Below are 20673 nucleotides of genomic sequence, written 5' to 3'. Positions count from 1 at the left end.
GGTCTGCTTAGAACTATACCCATCCTCGCTTTTGAGGCTGCCGGATAGTAGATTAATCGCCGTGGTATCAACTCAAAACTCGGGGCACACCGCTAGGCTTTACTCCAGCGTTTAATTTTTGAGTAGGGTTATAGTCCATCACTCGATTCATCTTCAAGTTTTTCAGTAATTGCTTTAGGCATTTCCAATTGCCTCATTACGTATTGCAGCATCACCTAAAAGTAAAAGGTTTTCAACCCCCGCCGTGTAGGTTATGGGGAAACAATGCAATACTATAGCCGTATGGTTAAATCGTGATTAGATGGTGTTGAGTAAAAAATAGATTGAAAATGCAGGCTCCGTTGCAACCAACAAAAAACCGGACTAAAAAGTCTAATGCCAGTCAGTTAAGCTGACTGGCATTATTTTTTGTACGCATATTTACTCGGTTTTCGTTTCACTTGCCTTGGATACATGCGCTCTTCACGCCGGAACGGCAAGATAAAAAATTCGGCTTTTCGAGTTAAGTCATCCAGCTCTTTTGGAATATGGTGGGCGCTGATTAAGGTAAACCCATGCTCAAATAAGCTGACTATGGCATTCGCGCATAAAGTAAAACTCAGCTCATTAGGGTAAATACCTGGCAAGGTTTTCGCCATCCTTACCATCTGGTTACGGATAAGGTTGTAGCACAGCAGTACTCCCCACAGCTCTTGCTTGACCATGTCTGATTTCTTGCTTCGTAGCGTAAATTCGCTGTCCAGCAGATGCTGCTTCATCTCCCGATAACCCAACTCGATTTCCCAGCGCTGACTATATAAATCCACAATTTCATCGCCCATGAACGCTTTGGTATCAAGCATTGAGGTCAGGATAAAGCACTCTTTGCCTTTGATTTTTTTCTGCAGTAACCGCGCTTCCATATACTCCGGCAAGCACTGCCATTTCTTTCTTGCCTGAGGACTTGTTGTCAGTCGTACCAGGTAGTCCTGCTTTCCAAGCTTTTCTATCACTTCATACTGAGTGCCTTTTTTCAGCGGGATAAGCCAGTGCCGGTTTTCTCCTTTACTCTGCCATGCGTGCAGCAGGCCTAACGAATAAAACCCACGGTCAAATAGCGTCAGGCTGTTGTCCGGCGTATTTTCAACCAGTTGCTCTGCCAGCACCATTTCATTGGTGCTGTACCCATCCATGGCAGCGTTCACCAGCAAATGACTGGTCAGTTCCATCTGACACACCATTCTGACCATGGGCCAGGCTGATTCGCCTGCTGTTGTTTTTGGCTTCGTAAAGGCGTCTGTATTTTCCTTTGTATCTGGTGCACGCCAGACGACTCCGTCCACCCCCAGTAACTGCAGTCCGCACCAGCGTGGGTGTTCGGCTTCCTTGTGCCACAGCCTTTGGGTGTGATGAAACACCTGCCGCATCGCTTCAAAACCCAACCGCTGCCTCCCCTGAACAACAGCGCTGGGGGCCACCAATTCACGTCGACCGGGTAGCATAATTTGCATTTTATCTGCAATGCTCCAGACATCTTTACCACGATAAAGCGCCATACCAAGTACGACCAACACCAAGGATTCTAAGGGCAATCGACGACGACGCACGGTCGCGATACCAGCCTCTTCAAGGCACTGGCTGATAAATTCTTCGGGTAAAAGCTGGTGTAATGCACCTGTGTTCAGGTTTGTTGGGAAATAGCGATTGGCAAGGGTTAAAGCGGTAACTAATTGCATAGAAAAAGGCCTGCGACATCTCTGTTGCAGGCCTTTATACATCAACCACTGGATCGGTCAACCGATCTGATATTTGCTTAACTGATCGGCATTAGACTAAAAAGTCCGGTTTTCAAAGCTAACGTAAAAACTAAAAGGTTAAACGTTAAACAAGAAATGCATCACGTCGCCGTCTTTACAGACGTAGGTTTTACCTTCCACGCGCAGTTTGCCTGCTTCTTTGGCACCGGCTTCACCGTTACAGGCGATAAAGTCGTCGAATGACACCACCTGAGCACGGATAAAACCTTTTTCGAAGTCGGTGTGGATCACACCAGCTGCCTGTGGGGCTGTGGCGCCAACCGGGATAGTCCAGGCGCGTACTTCTTTAACACCAGCAGTGAAATAAGTGTGCAGGTTCAGCAGTGAATAACCACCACGGATCACGCGGTTTAAACCTGGTTCAGTTAAGCCCATAGACTCTAAGAATTCAGCTTTTTCGTCGTCTTCCAGCTCAGATATTTCTGATTCAATAGCAGCACAAACTGGTACTACGATAGCGCCTTCTTTGGCGGCAATTTTACGCACTACGTCTAAGTGTGGGTTGTTTTCAAAACCATCTTCCAGCACGTTGGCAATGTACATGGTAGGTTTGATAGTCAGGAAGTTCATGTAGGACACCAGCGCTTTATCTTCTGGTGACAATTCCAGCTGGCGTAAGGTTAAGCCTTGCTCTAAATGCGCTTTTACTTTTTCCAGCACTTCAATTTCAGCTTTGGCGTCTTTATCACCGGCTTTGGCTTTTTTGCTGACGCGGAAAATGGCTTTTTCAGCACTGTCCATATCAGCCAGTACCAGTTCCATATTTATGGTGTCTATGTCATCTGCTGGGTCTACTTTATTGGCAACGTGGATTACGTTGTCGTCTTCAAAGCAACGTACCACGTGGCCTATGGCGTCGGTTTCACGGATATTAGCCAGGAATTTGTTGCCTAATCCTTCACCTTTAGAAGCGCCTTTGACCAGGCCAGCTATATCCACAAACTCCATGGTCGTTGGCAGAATGCGCTGCGGGTTAACAATAGCAGCCAGTTGGTTCAGACGTGGATCCGGCACTGGCACCACACCGGTATTTGGTTCGATAGTACAAAACGGGAAGTTAGCCGCTTCAATACCAGCTTTGGTCAGTGCGTTAAACAGAGTGGATTTACCTACGTTTGGTAAACCAACGATGCCACATTTAAAACCCATGGGTGTTTCCTTTGTGCTGTAGACGGCAAAGCCGTGCTGTTTGCGAACCGGACGCGCTTAAACTTTGGCTTAAGCCGCGCTAAAACTATGTAATCTGTGCTGCGCTTTAATTAAGCCATCGCTTAACCAAAGCTCAAAACAACGCATCGATTCATCCAGAGCTTCATCAATCAGCTTCTGTTCGGATTGCGGTGCTTTGCCCAGCACATAACCTGTGACTAGATCTTTGTGGCCAGGATGACCAATGCCCAGTCGCAGGCGATAAAAATTGGCATTATTGCCGAGTTTACTGGTGATGTCTTTTAAACCGTTGTGACCAGCATGGCCACCACCCAGTTTAAATTTCGCTACTCCGGGCGCTATCGCCATTTCGTCGTGAGCCACCAGAATATTTTCGGGTAAAAGTTTATAGAACTGCGCCATAGCTGCAACGGCTTTGCCACTTAAATTCATGTACGTAGTGGGGACCAGCAATTTATATTCCTGACCCTGTGTAACAAATTTACCAGTCAGGCCAAAAAATTTACTGTCAGGACGAAGAGATACGTTATAGCGGCGGGCTAGTTGTTCTACAAACCATTGACCTGCGTTGTGGCGGGTCTGGCTGTATTCTGGGCCTGGATTACCCAGGCCCACAATTAACTGAATTGCTTCAGTCATTACTCAGCTGTGTCTTCGTCTGCTTTGCCAGCAGGCTTGTTCACAGTAACAACGGCTTGGTCATGACCAGCGCCTTTGGCTAACTCAGTGATAGTTACGCCAGCAGGAACTTTCAGGTCTGACAGGTGCAGTGTTACACCAACAGCAACATCAGCTAAATCCACTTCAATGAATTCTGGCAGGTTCTGTGGTAACACAGTGATAGCCAGTTCGTTGATGTGGTGAGCAACTACGCCACCTTTTTTCACAGCAGCAGCTTCGTTGATGAAGTGTACTGGAACTACAGTGTGTAACTCGTGGCCAGCTTCTACGCGTTGGAAGTCAACGTGCATAACTTTTGGCTTGAACGGGTGACGTTGCATAGCTTTAACGATAGCTTTCACTTCTTCACCGCCAACATTGATAGTCAGGATGTGAGTGTAGAAACCTTCGTTAGCCTGAGCTTGTAACAATTTAGAGTGATCTAAAGTGATAGACAGAGCTTCTTTGTGACCACCGTAAATGATAGCTGGTACTTTGTCTGCGTGACGTAGGCGGCGGCTCGCACCTTTCCCTAAATCAGCACGGACTTCTGCATTTAACGTGTAAATGGCGTTTGACATGGTATTCTCCAAAAATTAATAGACCCTGAGTTCCGCGACCTGACCCCAGGAAGAAGCTTTTCTGCTTGGCGAACCTAAATTCAGCCGACGCAAAAAAGCGCGCTATGGTATCACTGGAGCTTTAAGGCTGCAAATGAAAGCTACAAAAAGAAAAGGCACCAAACGGCGTAATGCCAGTCAGTTAAGCTGACTGGCATTATTTTTTGTACGCATATTTACTCGGTTTTCGTTTCACTTGCCTTGGATACATGCGCTCTTCACGCCGGAACGGCAAGATAAAAAACTCGGCCTTTCGGGTTAAATCATCCAGCTCTTTTGGAATATGGTGGGCGCTGATTAAGGTAAATCCATGCTCGAATAAGCTGACTATGGCATTCGCGCATAAAGTAAAACTCAGCTCATTAGGGTAAATACCTGGCAAGGTTTTCGCCATCCTTACCATCTGGTAACGGATAAGGTTGTAGCACAGCAGTACTCCCCACAGCTCTTGCTTGACCATGTCTGATTTCTTGCTTCGTAGCGTAAATTCGCTGTCCAGCAGATGCTGCTTCATCTCCCGATAACCCAACTCGATTTCCCAGCGCTGACTATATAAATCCACAATTTCATCGCCCATGAACGCTTTGGTATCAAGCATTGAGGTCAGGATAAAGCACTCTTTGCCTTTGATTTTTTTCTGCAGTAACCGCGCTTCCATATACTCCGGCAAGCACTGCCATTTCTTTCTTGCCTGAGGACTTGTTGTCAGTCGTACCAGGTAGTCCTGCTTTCCAAGCTTTTCTATCACTTCATACTGAGTGCCTTTTTTCAGCGGGATAAGCCAGTGCCGGCTTTGCCCTTTGCTCTGCCATGCGTGCAGCAGCCCTAACGAATAAAACCCACGGTCAAATAACGTCAGGCTGTTGTCCGGCGTATTTTCAACCAGTTGCTCTGCCAGCACCATTTCATTGGTGCTGTACCCATCCATGGCTGCATTCACTAGCAAATGACTGGTCAGTTCCATCTGACACACCATTCTGACCATGGGCCAGGCCGATTCGCCAGCTGTGGTTTTTGGCTTCGTAAAGGCTTCTGTATTTTCCTTTGTATCTGGTGTACGCCAGACAACTCCGTCCACCCCCAGTAACTGCAGACCGCACCAGCGTGGGTGTTCGGCTTCCTTGTGCCACAGCCTTTGGGTGTGATGAAACACCTGCCGCATCGCTTCAAAACCCAACCGCTGCCTCCCCTGAACAACAGCGCTGGGGGCCACCAATTCACGTCGACCGGGTAGCATAATTTGCATTTTATCTGCAATGCTCCAGACATCTTTACCACGATAAAGCGCCATACCAAGTACAACCAACACCAAGGATTCTAAGGGCAATCGACGACGACGCACGGTCGCGATACCAGCCTCTTCAAGGCACTGGCTGATAAATTCTTCGGGTAAAAGCTGGTGTAACGCACCTGTATTCAGGTTTGTTGGGAAATAGCGATTGGCAAGGGTTAAAGCGGTAACTAATTGCATAGAAAAAGGCCTGCAACATCTCTGTTGCAGGCCTTTATACATTAACCACTGGATCGGTCAACCGATCTGATATTTGCTTAACTGATCGGCATTAACCAAACGGCGCCTTTTTTAAATCTTCAGTCTGAAATTAGTCAAACATTGAAGAGATAGACTCTTCGTTGCTGATACGACGGATACATTCGGCCAGCATATCGCTTAAAGTCAGCTGTTTTACTTTGCTGACTGCGCGCATTTCTGCACTCAGCGGAATAGTGTCAGTAATGATCAGCTCGTCAATCACTGAGTTTCTGATGTTCTCAGCGGCAGTACCGGAGAAAATCGGGTGAGTGGCGTAAGCAAATACACGTTTTGCGCCTTGTTCTTTTAAGGCTTCAGCGGCTTTGCATAAAGTACCGCCTGTATCAATCATGTCATCGACAATAATACAATCACGATCTTTCACATCACCAATGATATGCATCACCTGAGACACGTTGGCCTTAGGACGACGTTTATCGATAATGGCTAAGTCAGCATCGTTTAACAGTTTGGCGATAGCGCGGGCACGCACTACACCACCGATATCCGGAGATACCACTACTGGTGCTACGAATTCACGTTTGCGCATATCTTCCAGCAATACCGGGCTACCAAAAACGTTATCCACTGGTACGTCGAAGAACCCCTGAATTTGCTCAGCGTGTAGGTCAACCGTTAATACACGGTCTACACCAACGCTTGATAAAAAGTCAGCTACTACTTTGGCAGTGATTGGCACACGGGCAGAGCGTACGCGTCTGTCCTGACGGGCATAGCCAAAGTAAGGGATAACAGCGGTAATACGACCGGCAGAGGCGCGGCGTAAGGCGTCTACCATCACAATGAGTTCCATCAGGTTGTCATTGGTTGGGGCGCAAGTAGACTGGATAATAAAAACGTCAGATCCCCTGACGTTTTCATTGATTTGTACACAGACTTCACCGTCACTAAAACGGCCGACTTCGGCATCGCCCAGCTTGATATATAAACGGCTGGCTATCTTCTTGGCGAGTTCTGGTATGGCGTTACCAGCGAAAATCTTCATGTCGGGCACGGTAGGATCCTCAGGGCAGTTTGTGAGTCCGGTTAATAATGCAGCAGGCTTTTTATGTCGCCTGCTGTGCGTCATACGGCTTGTTCCAATTCAGTCAGGACAGCAGACTGATTGACCCCTTTAGCAACAAAACCACGCCATGATGGTGGCAGTTTTGCTAGGGTTTGACGGGCACTTAATTCATCCTGGAACTCGGCAAACACGCTGGCGCCGGTACCTGTCATTCTGGACGGCGCGTATTCTATCAACCAGTCCAGCACCATTGCAACCTCGGGGTAGAGCCGTTTCACCAGAGTTTCGCAGTCATTTTTCCACTGACAGTCTAGTAGATCTTTCACCGACATGATGGGCGTGTTGCGGATTAAATCAGGATGGCCAAAGACTTCCGCCGTGCTGACATGCAGTTCCGGCGTCACAATCAGGTAATATTTTTCCGGCAAACTGATGGGTTGTAATTTTTCTCCGACCCCTTGGGCAAATGCCGTTTTTCCGAACACGAATACAGGCACGTCGGCACCTAATTTTAAGCCGAGTTCACACAACGCTGCGTTCGACAGCTGCAGTTGCCATAACTGATTCAGAGCCAGCAAAGTGGTTGCAGCGTCGGACGAACCGCCACCCAGGCCACCGCCCATAGGCACTTGTTTATCCAGATGGATCTTTACCCCGGCGTTTTTAGCTGCCAAGGGTTGTAATAACTTCGCAGCGCGAACCACTAAATTACTGTCGTTTTCGATGCTCTTATCTGAACAATTAAAGTGGATTTCACCGTCCCTGGTGAGTGTGAAACTAAGCTGATCACCACAATCCAGCATTTGAAACAAGGTTTGCAGATTGTGATAACCATCGGCCCTGCGGCCTGTGATATGTAAAAATAAATTCAGTTTGGCCGGAGCTGATAAGGTTAAAGTTGCCATTTACGCACCACCAGCTTAATACGGCTACCATCGGTTTTAGAGTCCAGCAGAATAAGTTTGGGTAAAGCTAAAGCATCAGGGAAAAACTCGCGGTAACTGACTTGCCAGTCCCGCTGTTGGCTGTCTTTCAGCGTAAAACTGGTTAAACGGCCTTGCGCATCCCACTGATGATTAAAACTTTCCTGGCTTGCTACACCTTTAAGCCACAACGGCATTTCTTCAATAGGTAAACTCCAGCCGGATAAATAATCCAGCAGGGCACTGGCTGACTGGGCTTTATGAGTTTCACCATCTGCTTTGACCGTAGCGCCACGGGCATCGGTTTCCAGTTCAAAAACACTGATGCCCACAAAGGTGGTCATATTGGCCTGAAAATAAGGCCCTTGTTGTTGCCAGTTTAAACTGCCGCTGACACTTTCTTCAGGTGATTTTACATTTAAGGCCCCAGCCAGAGTAAACTCCTGTAATTGCTCTAATTGCAGTTGTCTTTGTTGGGCTGATAGGGGAATAACTGGTTTTAGCTGGCTGCTGTTGCTGGCACAACCTGTCAAAATCAGACTGAAAACTACAAAACAACCAGTTTTTATCGCTGCAAACACACTAATTCCTTCTCTACGCTTTTTTTAGTTTGGGCTTTTTCGTACAATTCGCCCTCTTTTGACTAACGCCGGTTTTTTCGAAACGGGCCAAACAGGTGAATGACCATTTTTGCTTTAGGTATTAATCATAAAACTGCACCTGTCTCCTTACGTGAGCAGGTCGCTTTTGCGCCTGAACAAATTTTGGACGCCTTAAGGGATCTGACGACGACGACCCAGGTGTCTGACGCTGTGATTTTGTCTACCTGTAACAGAACTGAGCTGTATTTTAGCGGCAGCCCTGAACAATCGAAACAAGTAATTGACTGGCTGAGCAAATTTCATCAGCTCGACCTGGCCGAATTGCAGCATCATTTATACCTGCATCAGGATCAGCAGGCCAGCAGTCATTTAATGCGGGTGGCCTGTGGTTTGGACTCCTTAGTGCTGGGTGAGCCACAAATTTTGGGGCAAGTGAAGCAGGCCTATAGCCATTCGCGTCAGGCCGGCACTATTAATCCGGCTTTTGAGCGCTTGTTTCAAAAGACCTTTTCAGTGGCCAAGCAGGTTCGTACTGAAACTGATATTGGTGCCAGTGCCGTATCTGTCGCTTTTGCAGCAGTCAGCCTGGCGCGGCAAATCTTCGGTCAGCTCGGCAAAGTCAAAGTGCTGCTGATTGGCGCTGGTGAGACCATAGAGCTGGTAGCCAAACATTTATTAGAGCAGGGCGCAGAAAAAATTACTGTAGCGAACCGCTCTTATGACAAAGCGGCGGCTTTAGCCAGCCAGTTTAACGGTGAAGCCGTCAGTCTGGCCCAGGTGCCCCAAGCTTTGGCCAATGCCGATGTGGTGATTAGCTCCACTGCCAGTACTTTGCCTATTGTTGGTAAAGGTATGGTGGAGCAGGCGCTGAAGAAACGCCGTCACAAGCCAATGTTTTTTGTCGATTTAGCTGTGCCACGTGATATTGAAGAGCAAGTAGCCGAGCTGGAAGACGCCTATTTGTATACAGTGGATGACTTGCAATCCATAGTGCTGCAAAACCTGCAGAACCGTCAGGAAGCGGCGGCTGAAGCTGAGCACATGATTTTGCAGGGCGTCAATGAGTTCAATTCGTGGCTGAGTTTGCATGGCCAGTTGGACGTAGTGCGCGACTATCGCGACAAAGGCGAAGCCATACGTGACGAACTGCTGGCTAAAGCGGGCAAACAAATTGCAGCAGGGCAGGACCCGGAAAAAGTATTAGCTGAACTTGCGACTAAACTCAGCAACAGGTTGATGCATGCACCAACCAAGGCGCTGCGGCAGTTACTGCAGGACGAGCAGCCTCAACAACAATCTTTGATCAACACTTTGTTAGATCTGTAATCAGGTAAATAGAAACAACATGAAAGAATCGGTGTACCGCAAACTCGAAGCTCTGGTCGAACGTTATGAAGAAGTTCAGGCGTTATTAAGTGACGCTGGCGTAATTTCTGACCAAAGTCGTTTTCGGGAACTGTCCAAAGAGTACAGCCAACTGGAAGAATTGAGTAAGGCTTTTGGTTTGTATCGTCAGGCGCAGGACGATCTAGCCAGTGCTGAAGAGATGATGAAAGACTCAGATCCGGATATGCGTGACATGGCGCAGGAAGAATTCAAAGCCGCCAAAGAACGTATAGAGCAACTGGACCAGGACTTACAAATTCTGTTGTTACCTAAAGATCCAAACGACAGCAACAGCTGCTTCCTGGAAATTCGTGCCGGTGCTGGTGGTGATGAAGCTGCAATTTTTGCCGGTGACGTGTTCCGTATGTACAGCCGCTTTTGTGAACGCAAACGCTGGAAAGTAGAAATTGTCAGCTGCAACGACGGCGAACACGGTGGTTATAAAGAAGTGATCGCCAGCATTCAGGGCGAAGGCGCTTACGGTATTTTGAAATTTGAATCCGGTGGTCACCGCGTACAACGTGTACCGGCCACTGAATCTCAGGGCAGGGTACATACTTCAGCTTGTACTGTGGCCATTATGCCGGAAGTACCAGAAAGCGAAGCCATCGAAATTAACCCTGCTGATTTAAAAGTAGATACCTACCGCGCCTCTGGTGCCGGTGGTCAGCACGTGAACAGAACCGATTCTGCTATACGAATCACTCACTTACCGACTGGTATAGTGGTGGAATGTCAGGACGAACGTTCGCAGCATAAAAACCGCGCCCGAGCTATGAGCGTGTTGCAGTCGCGTATTCAGGCGGCTGAAGATGAAAAACGCCGTTTACAGGAAGAATCCACCCGTCGCTCATTAGTCGGCAGTGGTGACCGTTCCGAACGCATCCGTACTTACAACTTCCCGCAAGGCCGCTTAACGGATCACCGTATCAACCTGACCATCTATCGTTTATTAGACGTGATGGAAGGTGATTTAGACCTGGTGATTGGTCCACTAAGTCATGAACACCAGGCCGACTTGTTAGCTGCTTTGGCTGATGAAAACCGCTAATAGCCTGACTCTGACGCAGTGGCTGCAACAAGCCACTGCGTTACTGACTCCTCTGCTTGAAACCGGCCCTGTACCTGCAGATGCAAAACAGGAAGCGCGGCGTATGCTGCTGGAAGTGCTGGATATTAATGCCACTAGCTTGATGCTGTATCCAGAGCGCGAACTCAGCGAATCCCAGTTGTTGCAATTGGAGCCCGTATTAAATCGTCGTCTGACCGGTGAGCCTTTGGCGCATATTCTCGGCTATTGGTATTTCTGGGATTTTAAACTCGCTGTAGCCCCTTGTACTTTAATACCAAGACCTGATACCGAACTTTTAGTGGAACAGTCGTTAGCTTTGCCTTTGCCTGCCAAAGCCAAAGTGCTGGATTTAGGCACTGGAACCGGAGCTATAGCTTTGGCCTTAGCCAAAGAAAAGCCAAACTGGACCCTGACCGGTGTTGATTTACAACCAGATGCTGTAGAGCTGGCAAAGCAAAATGTTCAGCAATTGGCGTTAGCTAACTGCCAGATCAAACAAAGCAGCTGGTTTGACGCTGTGGCTGGCGAGCAGTTTGATTTAATCGTCAGCAACCCGCCTTATATAGATGCCCAAGACCCACATTTAGCTTTAGGCGATGTGCGCTTTGAACCCGACTCGGCGTTAGTGGCACCAGAGCAAGGCCTGGCTGATATCCGCCATATTTGCACCCAAGCCCCACAATTCTTAACGCCATCCGGCTGGTTATGGCTGGAACACGGCTACCAGCAAGCCGAGGCCGTACAACAGATCCTAACCGACGCAGGTTTTACCTCTGTGCAATCGGTAAAAGACTACGGTGGTCAGTGGCGTATTAGCGGTGGACAACTTCCCGCTTAAGTTTGGATTTATCTTTCCTTAAACTACTTATCCTGAAATCTGCTGTAGGAGCGTGGTTTATCCGCGCCCTTCAGACCTCTAAGGTTGTATCCATATGCTTTTATTGGGTTATTGCTGAATAAAGAAATATGAGCTAATTTAGGTACTTGCGTGGCAAGGTTATTAAAATAAATGACCGTGACTATCGATCTTTACCTTTATTTTTTGTGTCTGAATTTAAGTACTGTTTAATACCTAATATCAGACACTCATTATTGAGATGAATAAACATCATGATCATTAACTGGAGTTTCGATCCTGTTTTAGTATCTGCCGGGCCCTTCGCAATAAATTGGTATGCATTATTATTTGTTGGCTCCTTTCTTGTTGGTAAAGCCATACTAAGCCGGATTTTCACGCTTGAAGGTGTTCCACAGGAGAATGCCGAACGCTTATTTGTATATGTGTTACTGGGCGCTATTATTGGGGCCCGCTTGGTTCATTGTGTGTTCTATGATCCGCAATACTACCTTGCAAACCCATTAGCAATATTTCGCACATGGGAGGGAGGGCTTGCCAGTCATGGTGGAGCGGCCGGAATTCTTATTGGTCTGTGGCTTGGTGTCCGCAACACCGCACCTCAGCTAACCTTCCTGTGGATAGTTGACCGTATCAGCATCCCTGCGGCACTCGGCGCTGTATTTGTGCGGATAGCCAACTTCCTGAACTCTGAGATTGTTGGTGTTCCGACAGGAGCTGGATGGGGAGTTATATTTGAGACTGTAGATGAACTCCCTCGGCATCCAACTCAGCTGTATGAGGCTGCGGCTTACCTGATTGTTTGTTTGATATTACTTGCCATCTATCGGCGTTGTGGCCGCGACACACCTCAAGGTTTGATGTTTGGGGTTTTTATGACTCTCGTATTTTCAGCACGCATAGTGGTTGAGTTTTGTAAGACGTCCCAGGCCGTATATGAATCAGGGCAATTCTTGAGTGTGGGGCAGTATTTAAGCTTACCTTTTGTTGCTTTGGGAATAGCGTTGGTGCTTTGGTCAATAAAGTATCCGACTGGTTTTCCTGCTGTGTCGATAAAAACAGCACCGTAATGATCGAGCGCCAGTGGCTGTTCCTGTAGATCAACGTCAATAATGCATAACCTGACATAAGGACATATTTTGAAAAAATACATGGTAGTAGAAAATTTCAAGCCTGGGCTAATGGCAGAAAACTACAAAGTGTATAACGCCAAAGGGCGTCAGTTTCCTGATGGCTTGTACTACCTAAATTCATGGGTGAATGCGGAGAAAAACATCTGTTTTCAGCTGATGGAATCGAATGACGAAGCTCTGTTTTACCAGTGGTTTAAGACCTGGGAAGAGTTTGTTGATTTTGAGCTTTATCCTCTTGATTAAGCTTGATGCCCCCTTACTCATTTGAGCGCGAAATGACACCTGACATCCGTGCTAAATTCTCCAGCTATCCGTTAGCGGCACAAAAGCAGCTTGAAGAGGTACGCCGACTTATCCTTGCTGTTGCAGAGGAAAATGCGTTAGGCGCAGTGGAGGAAAGTCAAAAATGGGGGCAAGTCAGTTATCTGGTCAAAGGTGGTAGCTCGATTCGAATCGACTGGAAGCCAAAAGATCCTGATGTTATTAAGGTCTATTTTCATTGCCAGACCAGCTTGGTTGAAACCTTCAGGGAAATATACCGGCAGGAATTTGACTATGAGGGTAATAGGGCTATTGTTTTGCCATTAACTGCTGAAGTGAATGGCGGACCGCTAAAACATTGTTTGCAGCTGGCATTGAAGTACCATAGCCTGAAACACCTTTCATTACGTGGTGTTTGAATTGTGGCTATGCTTATTAGAATACATAGCTCAGTCAACAAAGCGGCATCTTCAAAGAAGAAGATTATAAAATATTTATATTTTCAACGACTTTGCTTTGACCCATCCCTGTTTAGCGCATATAAATAAACACAAAGCGATAAAAACGCAACAAGCTAAAGGAGTGCGGTATGGCAAATGATTTTTTATTTGCTGAGGAACCCGAGGAAGTTGTACAGATTTCCCGTGGCAGTTGGAAAGTACTTATAGTGGACGATGAGCCAGAGGTTCATGCTGTTACTAAACTGGCATTAAGTGACTTTTCTTTTCAGGGTAAACACCTTGAATTTATCAGCGCCTACTCAGGCCGCGAGGCCAAAGAAATGCTGGCTAAGCATACGGATGCTGCCATCGTACTCTTGGACGTGGTGATGGAAACCGATGATGCTGGTTTGCTGGTGGCCCGTTATATCCGCGAAGATCTGCATAATCATTATGTGCGCATTATTTTACGTACCGGCCAGCCGGGCCAGGCGCCTGAACGGCAGGTGATCGTTAATTACGATATCAACGACTACAAATCTAAAACTGAGCTGACGGCACAAAAGCTCTTTACTGTGGTGATGTCTAGCTTACGTTCTTACCGCGATATTCTGGCTATTGACCACAGCCGTCAGGGCCTTGAGAAAATTATTACCGCCTCTGCTGATTTGTTTTCAGCTCATTCGATGGAGCAGTTTATTGATGGTGTCTTGCAGCAATTAACTTCTATTTTAGGCTGTAACGACAATGCCTTGCTGGTGACCTCATCGTTAGTAGCTGGCAATATTAATGAAGACGCAGACCCTGAACGTTTGGTGGTGTTTGCTGGTTTAGGTCAGTTTGAAAAACAAGAAGGTAAACACATCAGTGATGTGCTGGAACCGGCTTTACTGGACGCCTTTCATCAGGCGCTGAACAGCCGCAGCATTGTGTATCGCGACAATTACCTGGTGGCGTACTGCACCAGTAAATTTACCTCAGGTTCTTTATTGTATGTGTCTGGTTTGCCAAATCAGATAACAGACACACAAAAGCGCTTAATTGAACTCTTTTCACAAAATGTACAAATTGCCTATGAAAATGTGCAGCTACAAAGCGAAATTGAAGATACTCAACGCGAAATTGTCTATCGCTTAAGTGAAGCTGTTGAGCACAGGTCTATCGAAACAGGTAATCATGTCAAGCGGGTGGCTTTTATTTGTTACGATCTGGCCAAAGCTTATGGTTTACCAGAAGAAGAAGCTGAAAAGCTTATGTTTGCTTCGCCTTTGCACGATGTAGGTAAAGTCGGCATTCCTGATGGCATTTTAAATAAACCTATGAAGCTGCATGGTCAGGAGTGGGAAGTGATGAAAACTCATGCCAGCATAGGCTATGAAATTTTAAAGAACTCCAAACGCACTATTATTCAGGCTGGCGCAGTGATAGCGCAGGATCACCATGAAAAATGGGACGGTTCAGGTTACCCCAGTGGTAAAAAAGGCGAAGAAATTCATATTTATGGGCGTATTGCTGCTTTAGCTGATGTTTATGATGCATTAAGGCACAGACGCTGTTATAAATCGGCCTGGACTCTGGAGCAGGTGCTGGAGAAGATCAGCAGTGAGTCAGGCAAACATTTTGACCCTAAACTGGTCGAAATCTTTAAAACCCGGGTCGACAAACTGGAAGCAATACTGCAAAAATACCCAGACGAAGAATGAGTTTTACTCATCGGTGATTCAGGCCACCTGCGGGTGGCTTTGTTATTCTGCAGACGTTAAATATCTTTAAGGACTATTTCTTATGAATATGGCATTAAAACATTCGCATATGCTGTTTATTGCGCTCAGCGTGTCTTTTCTGGCGGTACGGTTTTTATTGAGTTTGAGAGCACCGGCTTTACTGCAAAAAAAGTTCTTTAAAATTGCGCCCCATGTAGTGGATACCTTTTTATTGTTAACAGCTATTGGCCTGATGCTGACTATTCAGCAATACCCGTTTCAAGCACCATGGCTGACAGAAAAACTCTTTGGTTTATTTGCTTATATTGGTCTGGCGATGATGGCGTTAAAAGGCCGCACTTTACTGATGCGTTGGGTGGGCTTTGTTGGTGCTTTAAGCTGGCTGGCGCTGGTCGCTAAAATAGCTGTTACTAAAACCCCACTGTTTTTGGGTTAATTGAGAGACTCTTTTTTGTGATGTCCTTTTTTGTTGTATTGGGTAGTACATGAAATATGAGTTAAAGCAGCAGGGTTTGGCCCTGCTTGAGTTGTTGTTAGAGATAGAACAGCAGTGGATTGATGCCGGACAAATTCAGCAGGCAAGAGAATGCTGGTTGGCTATGGCTCCGGCCAGCGCTGAAAAAATGCCGACTATGAATGCTCTGGCCCGTCATGTGGAGAACTTCTATCAGGATGCCTTTTTTACCCCACCTATCAAACCTTTGCTGATTGAAGAGATGCATCAGCCCACCTTACTAAGTTACGCCATTAGTCAGCGTGAAGCCGACCCTTTAGTGCTGGTATTGCTGCTGCTATGCTGGCTGCAACAAGCGGGTTTTGAGAGCGATATAGTGCGCTATAAAGGCGAATATTTAGTACAGGTGCATTTATCTAAATCTGAGAAAGTATGGGTAGACCCACACACCGGCGCCTGGCAATGTTTGTTGAGTCCTGAAAATGGCTTGGCGTTGAGTATCACTCAGGAACTGGCAACACAAACTGTGGATTTTTCTGCTTTCTGTGCAGGGCTTTGGCAACTGCAAAAGCAGCTGTTGCTGGCATTGGGTAAACGTGAACAGGCGATGGCAGTGGTGCAGCATTTACTGGACCAAAAGCCAGGGGATCCTTATTTACATCGCGAGCGGGGGTTATTGTCTGAGCTGTTGGATCATTGGTCTTTAGCGATCAGCGATTATCAGTATTTTGTTGATCAAAAACCGGATGACCCTTCGAATGATCATATGAAACAACAAATCCGCCAGCTGTCGTCCTACCCACAGTGGCTGCATTAGAGGTATCATACCCTTCTTACTTGAAGCCGCAGCTTTGTTGACGGCGCGTGCTCGGCCCAGTCACATAGGACAACTATGCTCCTGGGGGCTCACTCGCTTGTCGCCGCCCTGCAACTTCAATTACTTTGGGTATTAGCACAAGCAACGGTATTTTGTCTGAGGAATTGAAAGTGACAAACCAACATACTATTCAGGTTGGCGCTATTGAAGTCGCCAATAACAAACCTTTTGTGCTTTTTGGTGGCATGAACGTTTTAGAGTCGCGTGATTTAGCCATGCAAGTGGCGGAATACTACGTCAAAGTCACAGAAAAGCTGGGCATTCCTTATGTTTTTAAAGCCTCTTTTGACAAAGCCAACCGTTCTTCTGTGCATTCGTACCGTGGCCCAGGCATGGAAGAAGGTTTAAAGATTTTTGAAGAAATTAAAAAAACCTTTAACGTACCGCTGATCACTGACGTGCATGAACCTTATCAGGCCGCTATTGTGGCTGAAGTGGTGGATGTAATTCAGTTGCCGGCTTTTTTAGCTCGTCAAACTGATTTAGTCATAGCTATGGCGCAAACCGGTGCTGTGATTAACGTGAAAAAACCACAGTTTTTAGCACCGCACGAAATGCGTCATATCATCACCAAGTTTCAGGAAGCGGGTAACGATAAAGTTATCCTTTGTGAACGTGGCTCCAGCTTTGGCTATAACAATCTGGTGGTCGACATGCTGGGCATGGACGATATGAAGCAATACGCTCCGGTGATTTTTGATGCTACTCATGCGTTACAGCGTCCGGGGGGCCGTGCTGATTCTGCTGATGGCCGTCGTGCTCAGGCGGCTCAATTAGCCCGTTCTGGTATGGCTTTAGGTTTAGCTGGTTTATTTATCGAAGCACATCCGAATCCAAATGAAGCCAAATGTGACGGTCCTTGTGCTTTGCCACTGAATAAACTGGAAGCGTACCTGCAGCAAATGAAAGAATTGGATCAGTTAGTCAAATCTTTTGCGCCTTTGGATACATCGGCAAATTGATGGAAAAAGGCGGACAAAACTCTTAAAAAATGTCCGCTTTGTTCAAGTATTAAGCTAACGATTCAAGCAACTAAAAAATAAGTTGACTTGGATCGCCGAAATCCGTTTAATACCCCCCGTTGCCCAGATAGCTCAGTCGGTAGAGCAGCGGATTGAAAATCCGCGTGTCGGTGGTTCGATTCCGCCTCTGGGCACCACAAATTTTGTGATGTGGTTGCTTTGTAATCCTGTCACCCAGTTTAGGTTGCCGCTTTAGCTCAGTTGGTAGAGCAACTGACTTGTAATCAGTAGGTCATCCGTTCGACTCGGATAAGCGGCACCATTCACGTTACGCCCAGATAGCTCAGTCGGTAGAGCAGCGGATTGAAAATCCGCGTGTCGGTGGTTCGATTCCGCCTCTGGGCACCATAAAAAACAAAAAGCCCGTCCTTGTGACGGGCTTTTTGTTTTCTGTCATTCAGTAGGATGGAGCCTGAATCCAATTACTTCTGCTCAAATCCCCAGCTCTGAAAATGCGCTGCTTCTATGTCGCTAAAACACTTTAAACGGCTTTCGGCCTGATCGTATTCAGCTCTGTGCCAGTGATGTTCAGCAGGTAATGCAACTACTTTCATACCTGCTGCTTTGGCTGCTGTTAAACCTGTGACTGAGTCTTCAAATACCAGACAATGTTCTGAAGCCACACCTAACTTGCTGGCAGCTAAATGGTAAATTTCTGGCTTGGGTTTGCCTTGTGTAACCAACTCAATAGAGCAAAGCGCCTGAAAATAAGGGCGGATTTGTAGTTTATCCAGCACAGTATTCATCAGTGAGCCTGGTGAATTGGTGGCTAGTGCCACTGGAATTTGCCAGCTTTGCAGTTGCTGCAACAGCTCCACTACACCTTTTTTCACGACACCACGTTCCATTACTGCAACCGCCACGTAATCAATCACAGCCTGTTCGGCTTGTTCAATGGTAAAACCCTGCCATGGTGAATGCTTAAACCACAATTCTGTGACAGAGCGGGTGGTCATACCGCTGGTTTGTGAGGTTATAGCAGGATCTAGTGTGACACCTAACTGACGAAACACATGCTGCTCGGCTTCAGCCCAATAAGGTTCAGAATCAATCAGCACCCCATCCATATCAAAAATAACTGCCTGAACCACCTGATTGCTCCTTCTGTGCTGTATCAGGCTGTATTATTCAACAGCCACAAGCTCTGCACCACAGCTTTATCGATCTTTATGGACGAAATTCTGTACATGGCTTTGTTTTTGCGATGAAGTGCAAAGATGCAGATTGGAGTGTGCCATCAATTGCTCTATGGTAGAGCGATACACTTTAAGAAAGGATATTGTAGTGCGCCTGTTTTTTGCCTTGTCTTCTTTTACTTTGGTTAGTTTCAGCCTGCTGGCGGCAGATAATCCGGTTCAAGCTGCGGTAAGTTATCAGTTGTCTTTTAATAATGCCGCGCACCATGAAGCCGCTATTCAGGCCCGATTTGATGGTGTCAGCTCTGCTAATTTGTTGCTGAGTATGAGCAGTGCTTCCCCTGGCCGTTACGCCCCTCATGCTTTTGCTAAAAATATCTATGATTTAAAAGCCACTGACAGTACAGGCAAAAGCTTATCTATGCTGCGCATCAGTCCAAGCCAGTGGTCGGTCGGGCAACACAATGGCACTGTGATTGTGAGTTATCGTCTGTACGGTGATTGGGGCGACGGTACTTATAACCAGATAGATCGCACTCATGCCCATTTAAATATGCCTGCCACTTTATTGTTTGCTCCGGATTATGCACAACAAAGCGCTTCGTTACGTTTTGAGTTACCCGACGCTCGCTGGAAAGTAGCAACTCAGCTGCAGTTGCAAGCGGATGGCAGCTACATTGCGCCAGACTTGCAGTATCTGATGGACAGCCCGGTTGAGTTAAGTGCTTATGGCCAGCGCAGTTGGACAGTAGCGGATCAGCAGTCTGAAGCCACTATTCATCTGGCTTTGCATCATCAGGGTACAGAGCAACAACTGGATACCTTCACTGAAAAAGCCAAAGCCGTAGTAGCAGAGCAGGCAAAAATATTTGGTGAGTACCCCAAATTTGATTATGGCCAATATGTGTTTATTGCCGACTATTTGCCTTATGTAGATGGTGACGGTATGGAGCATCGCAATTCTACTATTCTGACCGACGAGCGTTCATTACTCGAAGCGAATTACGCCCAGATAGAAACCTTATCGCACGAATTTTTTCATGCCTGGAATGTGGAGAGGTTGCGCCCAGCCGATTTAGAACCTTTTGATTTCCAGCGCGCCAATATGAGCCGTAATTTATGGTTTGCCGAAGGGGTGACCAACTACTACGGCAAACTGACGTTAAGCCGCACCGGGCATTTTGATTTAGCCACCTATTTAGATAAAACCGTAGCTGCAGTAAACAAAGTGAAACTTTCACCGGGCCGACAGTTTTTCCCTGCCACAGGTATGAGCGAGATGGCGCCTTTTGTTGATGCGGCAGTGTCGGTCGACCCCACTAACTATGCCAATAGCTATATCTCTTATTACACCTACGGAGAAGTACTGGGGCTGGCGCTGGATTTAACCTTACGTGCTGAATTTGAAGGTCTGAGCCTGGATCTACTGATGCGAAAGTTGTGGCAGGACTTTGGAAAAGTGGGGCGTTCTTATACAGAACAGGATCTGCAACAGGCTCTGGCGGAGCTTACAGCCAATCCGGACTTTGCCAGCAACTTCTTTAGCCGTTATATCCATGGTCAGCAATTACCTGATTTCGAAGCTTTATTTGCAGCTATGGGCTTGAAGCTAGCGATAGCTAAACCAACACAAGCCTTTTTAACTGCTGTCACTTTAGTGGAGCAGGATAAGCAACTCAAAGTAGACAGTAATCCGCTGATGGGTACGCCTTTGTATCTGGCTGGAGTGGAAAAAGGCGATCTGCTGTTAAAGCTGGGGCGTTATAAACTGGGCTCTAAAGAGCAATGGGATAAAGCCTTAGCCAGTTACAAAGTGGGAAATACCGCACAACTAAGTTTTAGCAGCCGTGGTAAAACCTATACTACAGAGGTCACCTTTACGGCTGATCCAAGCTGGATTTTGACCGAAAACAAAGAGGCGAGCGCTGAACAGTTAGCGAAAAGGGGGTTGTGGTTAAAAGCCCAGCCTTAGCCAGGCTTCGT

At 46.8% G+C, this 20673-nt stretch carries 20 protein-coding genes and 3 tRNA genes; 14 read left to right on the top strand and 9 right to left on the bottom strand.

What is annotated here, in order from left to right; genetic code table 11:
* Positions 1-401 precede the first annotated feature (401 nt).
* From EK374_RS15795 to lolB, 8 genes are all read right to left on the bottom strand, one after another.
* Positions 402-1715, bottom strand: a complete 1314-nt coding sequence (locus tag EK374_RS15795) for an IS4 family transposase (protein WP_127025521.1) — start codon at positions 1713-1715, stop codon at positions 402-404.
* Positions 1716-1853: 138 nt separating this feature from the next.
* Positions 1854-2945, bottom strand: coding sequence for a redox-regulated ATPase YchF (ychF, locus tag EK374_RS15790; RefSeq protein WP_127025520.1), 1092 nt, complete (start codon positions 2943-2945; stop codon positions 1854-1856).
* Positions 2946-3014: 69 nt separating this feature from the next.
* Positions 3015-3605 carry an aminoacyl-tRNA hydrolase gene (gene pth, locus EK374_RS15785; protein ID WP_008899749.1) on the bottom strand — a complete coding sequence of 197 codons (591 nt, stop codon included), beginning with the start codon at positions 3603-3605 and terminating at the stop codon, positions 3015-3017.
* Entirely contained in the window at positions 3605-4207 is a 603-nt protein-coding gene (locus EK374_RS15780) for a 50S ribosomal protein L25/general stress protein Ctc (RefSeq protein WP_127025519.1), read from the bottom strand. The genes pth and EK374_RS15780 overlap by 1 nt, the downstream gene beginning before the upstream one ends.
* Positions 4208-4403: 196 nt before the next feature.
* Positions 4404-5717 carry an IS4 family transposase gene (locus tag EK374_RS15775; protein ID WP_127025518.1) on the bottom strand — a complete coding sequence of 438 codons (1314 nt, stop codon included), beginning with the start codon at positions 5715-5717 and terminating at the stop codon, positions 4404-4406.
* 130 nt (positions 5718-5847) lie between these two features.
* Positions 5848-6783 (bottom strand): ribose-phosphate pyrophosphokinase, encoded by a 936-nt coding sequence (locus EK374_RS15770; protein ID WP_233280404.1) that lies wholly within the window; start codon positions 6781-6783, stop codon positions 5848-5850.
* 80 nt (positions 6784-6863) lie between these two features.
* On the bottom strand, positions 6864-7709 hold the full coding sequence (gene ispE, locus EK374_RS15765) for a 4-(cytidine 5'-diphospho)-2-C-methyl-D-erythritol kinase (RefSeq protein ID WP_127025516.1): 846 nt from the start codon (positions 7707-7709) through the stop codon (positions 6864-6866).
* Positions 7697-8308 carry a lipoprotein insertase outer membrane protein LolB gene (lolB, locus tag EK374_RS15760; protein WP_164731894.1) on the bottom strand — a complete coding sequence of 204 codons (612 nt, stop codon included), beginning with the start codon at positions 8306-8308 and terminating at the stop codon, positions 7697-7699. The genes ispE and lolB overlap by 13 nt, the downstream gene beginning before the upstream one ends.
* A 99-nt stretch (positions 8309-8407) precedes the next feature.
* Between lolB and hemA the strand changes: the two genes are divergently transcribed.
* The 13 genes from hemA to EK374_RS15695 all read left to right on the top strand — a co-directional run bounded on the left by hemA (position 8408) and on the right by EK374_RS15695 (position 17902).
* Positions 8408-9655 (top strand): glutamyl-tRNA reductase, encoded by a 1248-nt coding sequence (gene hemA, locus EK374_RS15755; protein WP_127025514.1) that lies wholly within the window; start codon positions 8408-8410, stop codon positions 9653-9655.
* A gap of 19 nt (positions 9656-9674) precedes the next feature.
* A complete protein-coding gene (gene prfA / locus EK374_RS15750) occupies positions 9675-10766 on the top strand; it encodes a peptide chain release factor 1 (RefSeq protein WP_127025513.1) in 1092 nt (363 codons plus the stop codon).
* Positions 10753-11625 (top strand): peptide chain release factor N(5)-glutamine methyltransferase, encoded by an 873-nt coding sequence (gene prmC, locus EK374_RS15745; protein ID WP_127025512.1) that lies wholly within the window; start codon positions 10753-10755, stop codon positions 11623-11625. The genes prfA and prmC overlap by 14 nt, the downstream gene beginning before the upstream one ends.
* Positions 11626-11897: 272 nt before the next feature.
* Positions 11898-12713, top strand: a complete 816-nt coding sequence (lgt, locus tag EK374_RS15740) for a prolipoprotein diacylglyceryl transferase (protein ID WP_127025511.1) — start codon at positions 11898-11900, stop codon at positions 12711-12713.
* Between the two features lie 69 nt (positions 12714-12782).
* A complete protein-coding gene (locus tag EK374_RS15735) occupies positions 12783-13019 on the top strand; it encodes a DUF3303 domain-containing protein (RefSeq protein ID WP_127025510.1) in 237 nt (78 codons plus the stop codon).
* 32 nt (positions 13020-13051) lie between these two features.
* Complete coding sequence (locus tag EK374_RS15730; RefSeq protein WP_127025509.1) at positions 13052-13456, top strand: DUF1801 domain-containing protein; 405 nt, start codon at positions 13052-13054, stop codon at positions 13454-13456.
* 170 nt (positions 13457-13626) lie between these two features.
* Positions 13627-15180 (top strand): response regulator, encoded by a 1554-nt coding sequence (locus tag EK374_RS15725; protein ID WP_127025508.1) that lies wholly within the window; start codon positions 13627-13629, stop codon positions 15178-15180.
* 82 nt (positions 15181-15262) lie between these two features.
* Positions 15263-15637: a SirB2 family protein gene (locus tag EK374_RS15720; RefSeq protein ID WP_127025507.1), complete on the top strand. Its 375-nt coding sequence runs from the start codon at positions 15263-15265 to the stop codon at positions 15635-15637.
* 49 nt (positions 15638-15686) lie between these two features.
* Positions 15687-16472 (top strand): tetratricopeptide repeat protein, encoded by a 786-nt coding sequence (locus EK374_RS15715; RefSeq protein WP_127025506.1) that lies wholly within the window; start codon positions 15687-15689, stop codon positions 16470-16472.
* A 170-nt stretch (positions 16473-16642) separates the two neighbouring features.
* The gene (kdsA, locus tag EK374_RS15710) at positions 16643-17494 is read left to right on the top strand and encodes a 3-deoxy-8-phosphooctulonate synthase (RefSeq protein ID WP_127025505.1); all 852 of its coding nucleotides are present in this window, start codon (positions 16643-16645) and stop codon (positions 17492-17494) included.
* Positions 17495-17615: 121 nt separating this feature from the next.
* Positions 17616-17691 (top strand) — tRNA-Phe (locus EK374_RS15705).
* A gap of 49 nt (positions 17692-17740) precedes the next feature.
* Positions 17741-17816 (top strand) — tRNA-Thr (locus EK374_RS15700).
* 10 nt (positions 17817-17826) lie between these two features.
* Positions 17827-17902: transfer RNA gene (locus EK374_RS15695), tRNA-Phe, on the top strand.
* Positions 17903-17976: 74 nt separating this feature from the next.
* Here EK374_RS15695 and hxpB read toward each other — a convergent pair.
* Entirely contained in the window at positions 17977-18645 is a 669-nt protein-coding gene (gene hxpB, locus EK374_RS15690; protein WP_127025504.1) for a hexitol phosphatase HxpB, read from the bottom strand.
* Positions 18646-18838: 193 nt separating this feature from the next.
* Here hxpB and EK374_RS15685 point away from each other — a divergent pair, with 193 nt between their 5' ends.
* Entirely contained in the window at positions 18839-20662 is a 1824-nt protein-coding gene (locus EK374_RS15685; protein WP_164731893.1) for a M61 family metallopeptidase, read from the top strand.
* The last annotated feature ends 11 nt before the right edge of the window (positions 20663-20673 follow it).

The organism is Rheinheimera mangrovi (assembly GCF_003990335.1).
In the GTDB taxonomy this organism is placed as follows: Bacteria; Pseudomonadota; Gammaproteobacteria; order Enterobacterales; family Alteromonadaceae; genus Pararheinheimera; species Pararheinheimera mangrovi.
Note: the sequence above shows the minus strand (reverse complement) of the source record. Positions and strands in the feature narration are given on the sequence as shown.

Excerpts from the sequence above, each read along its gene's own strand:
- EK374_RS15795 (WP_127025521.1), bottom strand. The coding sequence starts at position 1,715 with ATGCAATTAGTTACCGCTTTAACCCTTGCCAATCGCTATTTCCCAACA.
- ychF (WP_127025520.1), bottom strand. The coding sequence starts at position 2,945 with ATGGGTTTTAAATGTGGCATCGTTGGTTTACCAAACGTAGGTAAATCC.
- pth (WP_008899749.1), bottom strand. The coding sequence starts at position 3,605 with ATGACTGAAGCAATTCAGTTAATTGTGGGCCTGGGTAATCCAGGCCCA.
- EK374_RS15780 (WP_127025519.1), bottom strand. The coding sequence starts at position 4,207 with ATGTCAAACGCCATTTACACGTTAAATGCAGAAGTCCGTGCTGATTTA.
- EK374_RS15775 (WP_127025518.1), bottom strand. The coding sequence starts at position 5,717 with ATGCAATTAGTTACCGCTTTAACCCTTGCCAATCGCTATTTCCCAACA.
- EK374_RS15770 (WP_233280404.1), bottom strand. The coding sequence starts at position 6,783 with ATGAAGATTTTCGCTGGTAACGCCATACCAGAACTCGCCAAGAAGATA.
- ispE (WP_127025516.1), bottom strand. The coding sequence starts at position 7,709 with ATGGCAACTTTAACCTTATCAGCTCCGGCCAAACTGAATTTATTTTTA.
- hemA (WP_127025514.1), top strand. The coding sequence starts at position 8,408 with ATGACCATTTTTGCTTTAGGTATTAATCATAAAACTGCACCTGTCTCC.
- prfA (WP_127025513.1), top strand. The coding sequence starts at position 9,675 with ATGAAAGAATCGGTGTACCGCAAACTCGAAGCTCTGGTCGAACGTTAT.
- prmC (WP_127025512.1), top strand. The coding sequence starts at position 10,753 with ATGAAAACCGCTAATAGCCTGACTCTGACGCAGTGGCTGCAACAAGCC.
- lgt (WP_127025511.1), top strand. The coding sequence starts at position 11,898 with ATGATCATTAACTGGAGTTTCGATCCTGTTTTAGTATCTGCCGGGCCC.
- EK374_RS15730 (WP_127025509.1), top strand. The coding sequence starts at position 13,052 with ATGACACCTGACATCCGTGCTAAATTCTCCAGCTATCCGTTAGCGGCA.
- EK374_RS15725 (WP_127025508.1), top strand. The coding sequence starts at position 13,627 with ATGGCAAATGATTTTTTATTTGCTGAGGAACCCGAGGAAGTTGTACAG.
- EK374_RS15720 (WP_127025507.1), top strand. The coding sequence starts at position 15,263 with ATGAATATGGCATTAAAACATTCGCATATGCTGTTTATTGCGCTCAGC.
- EK374_RS15715 (WP_127025506.1), top strand. The coding sequence starts at position 15,687 with ATGAAATATGAGTTAAAGCAGCAGGGTTTGGCCCTGCTTGAGTTGTTG.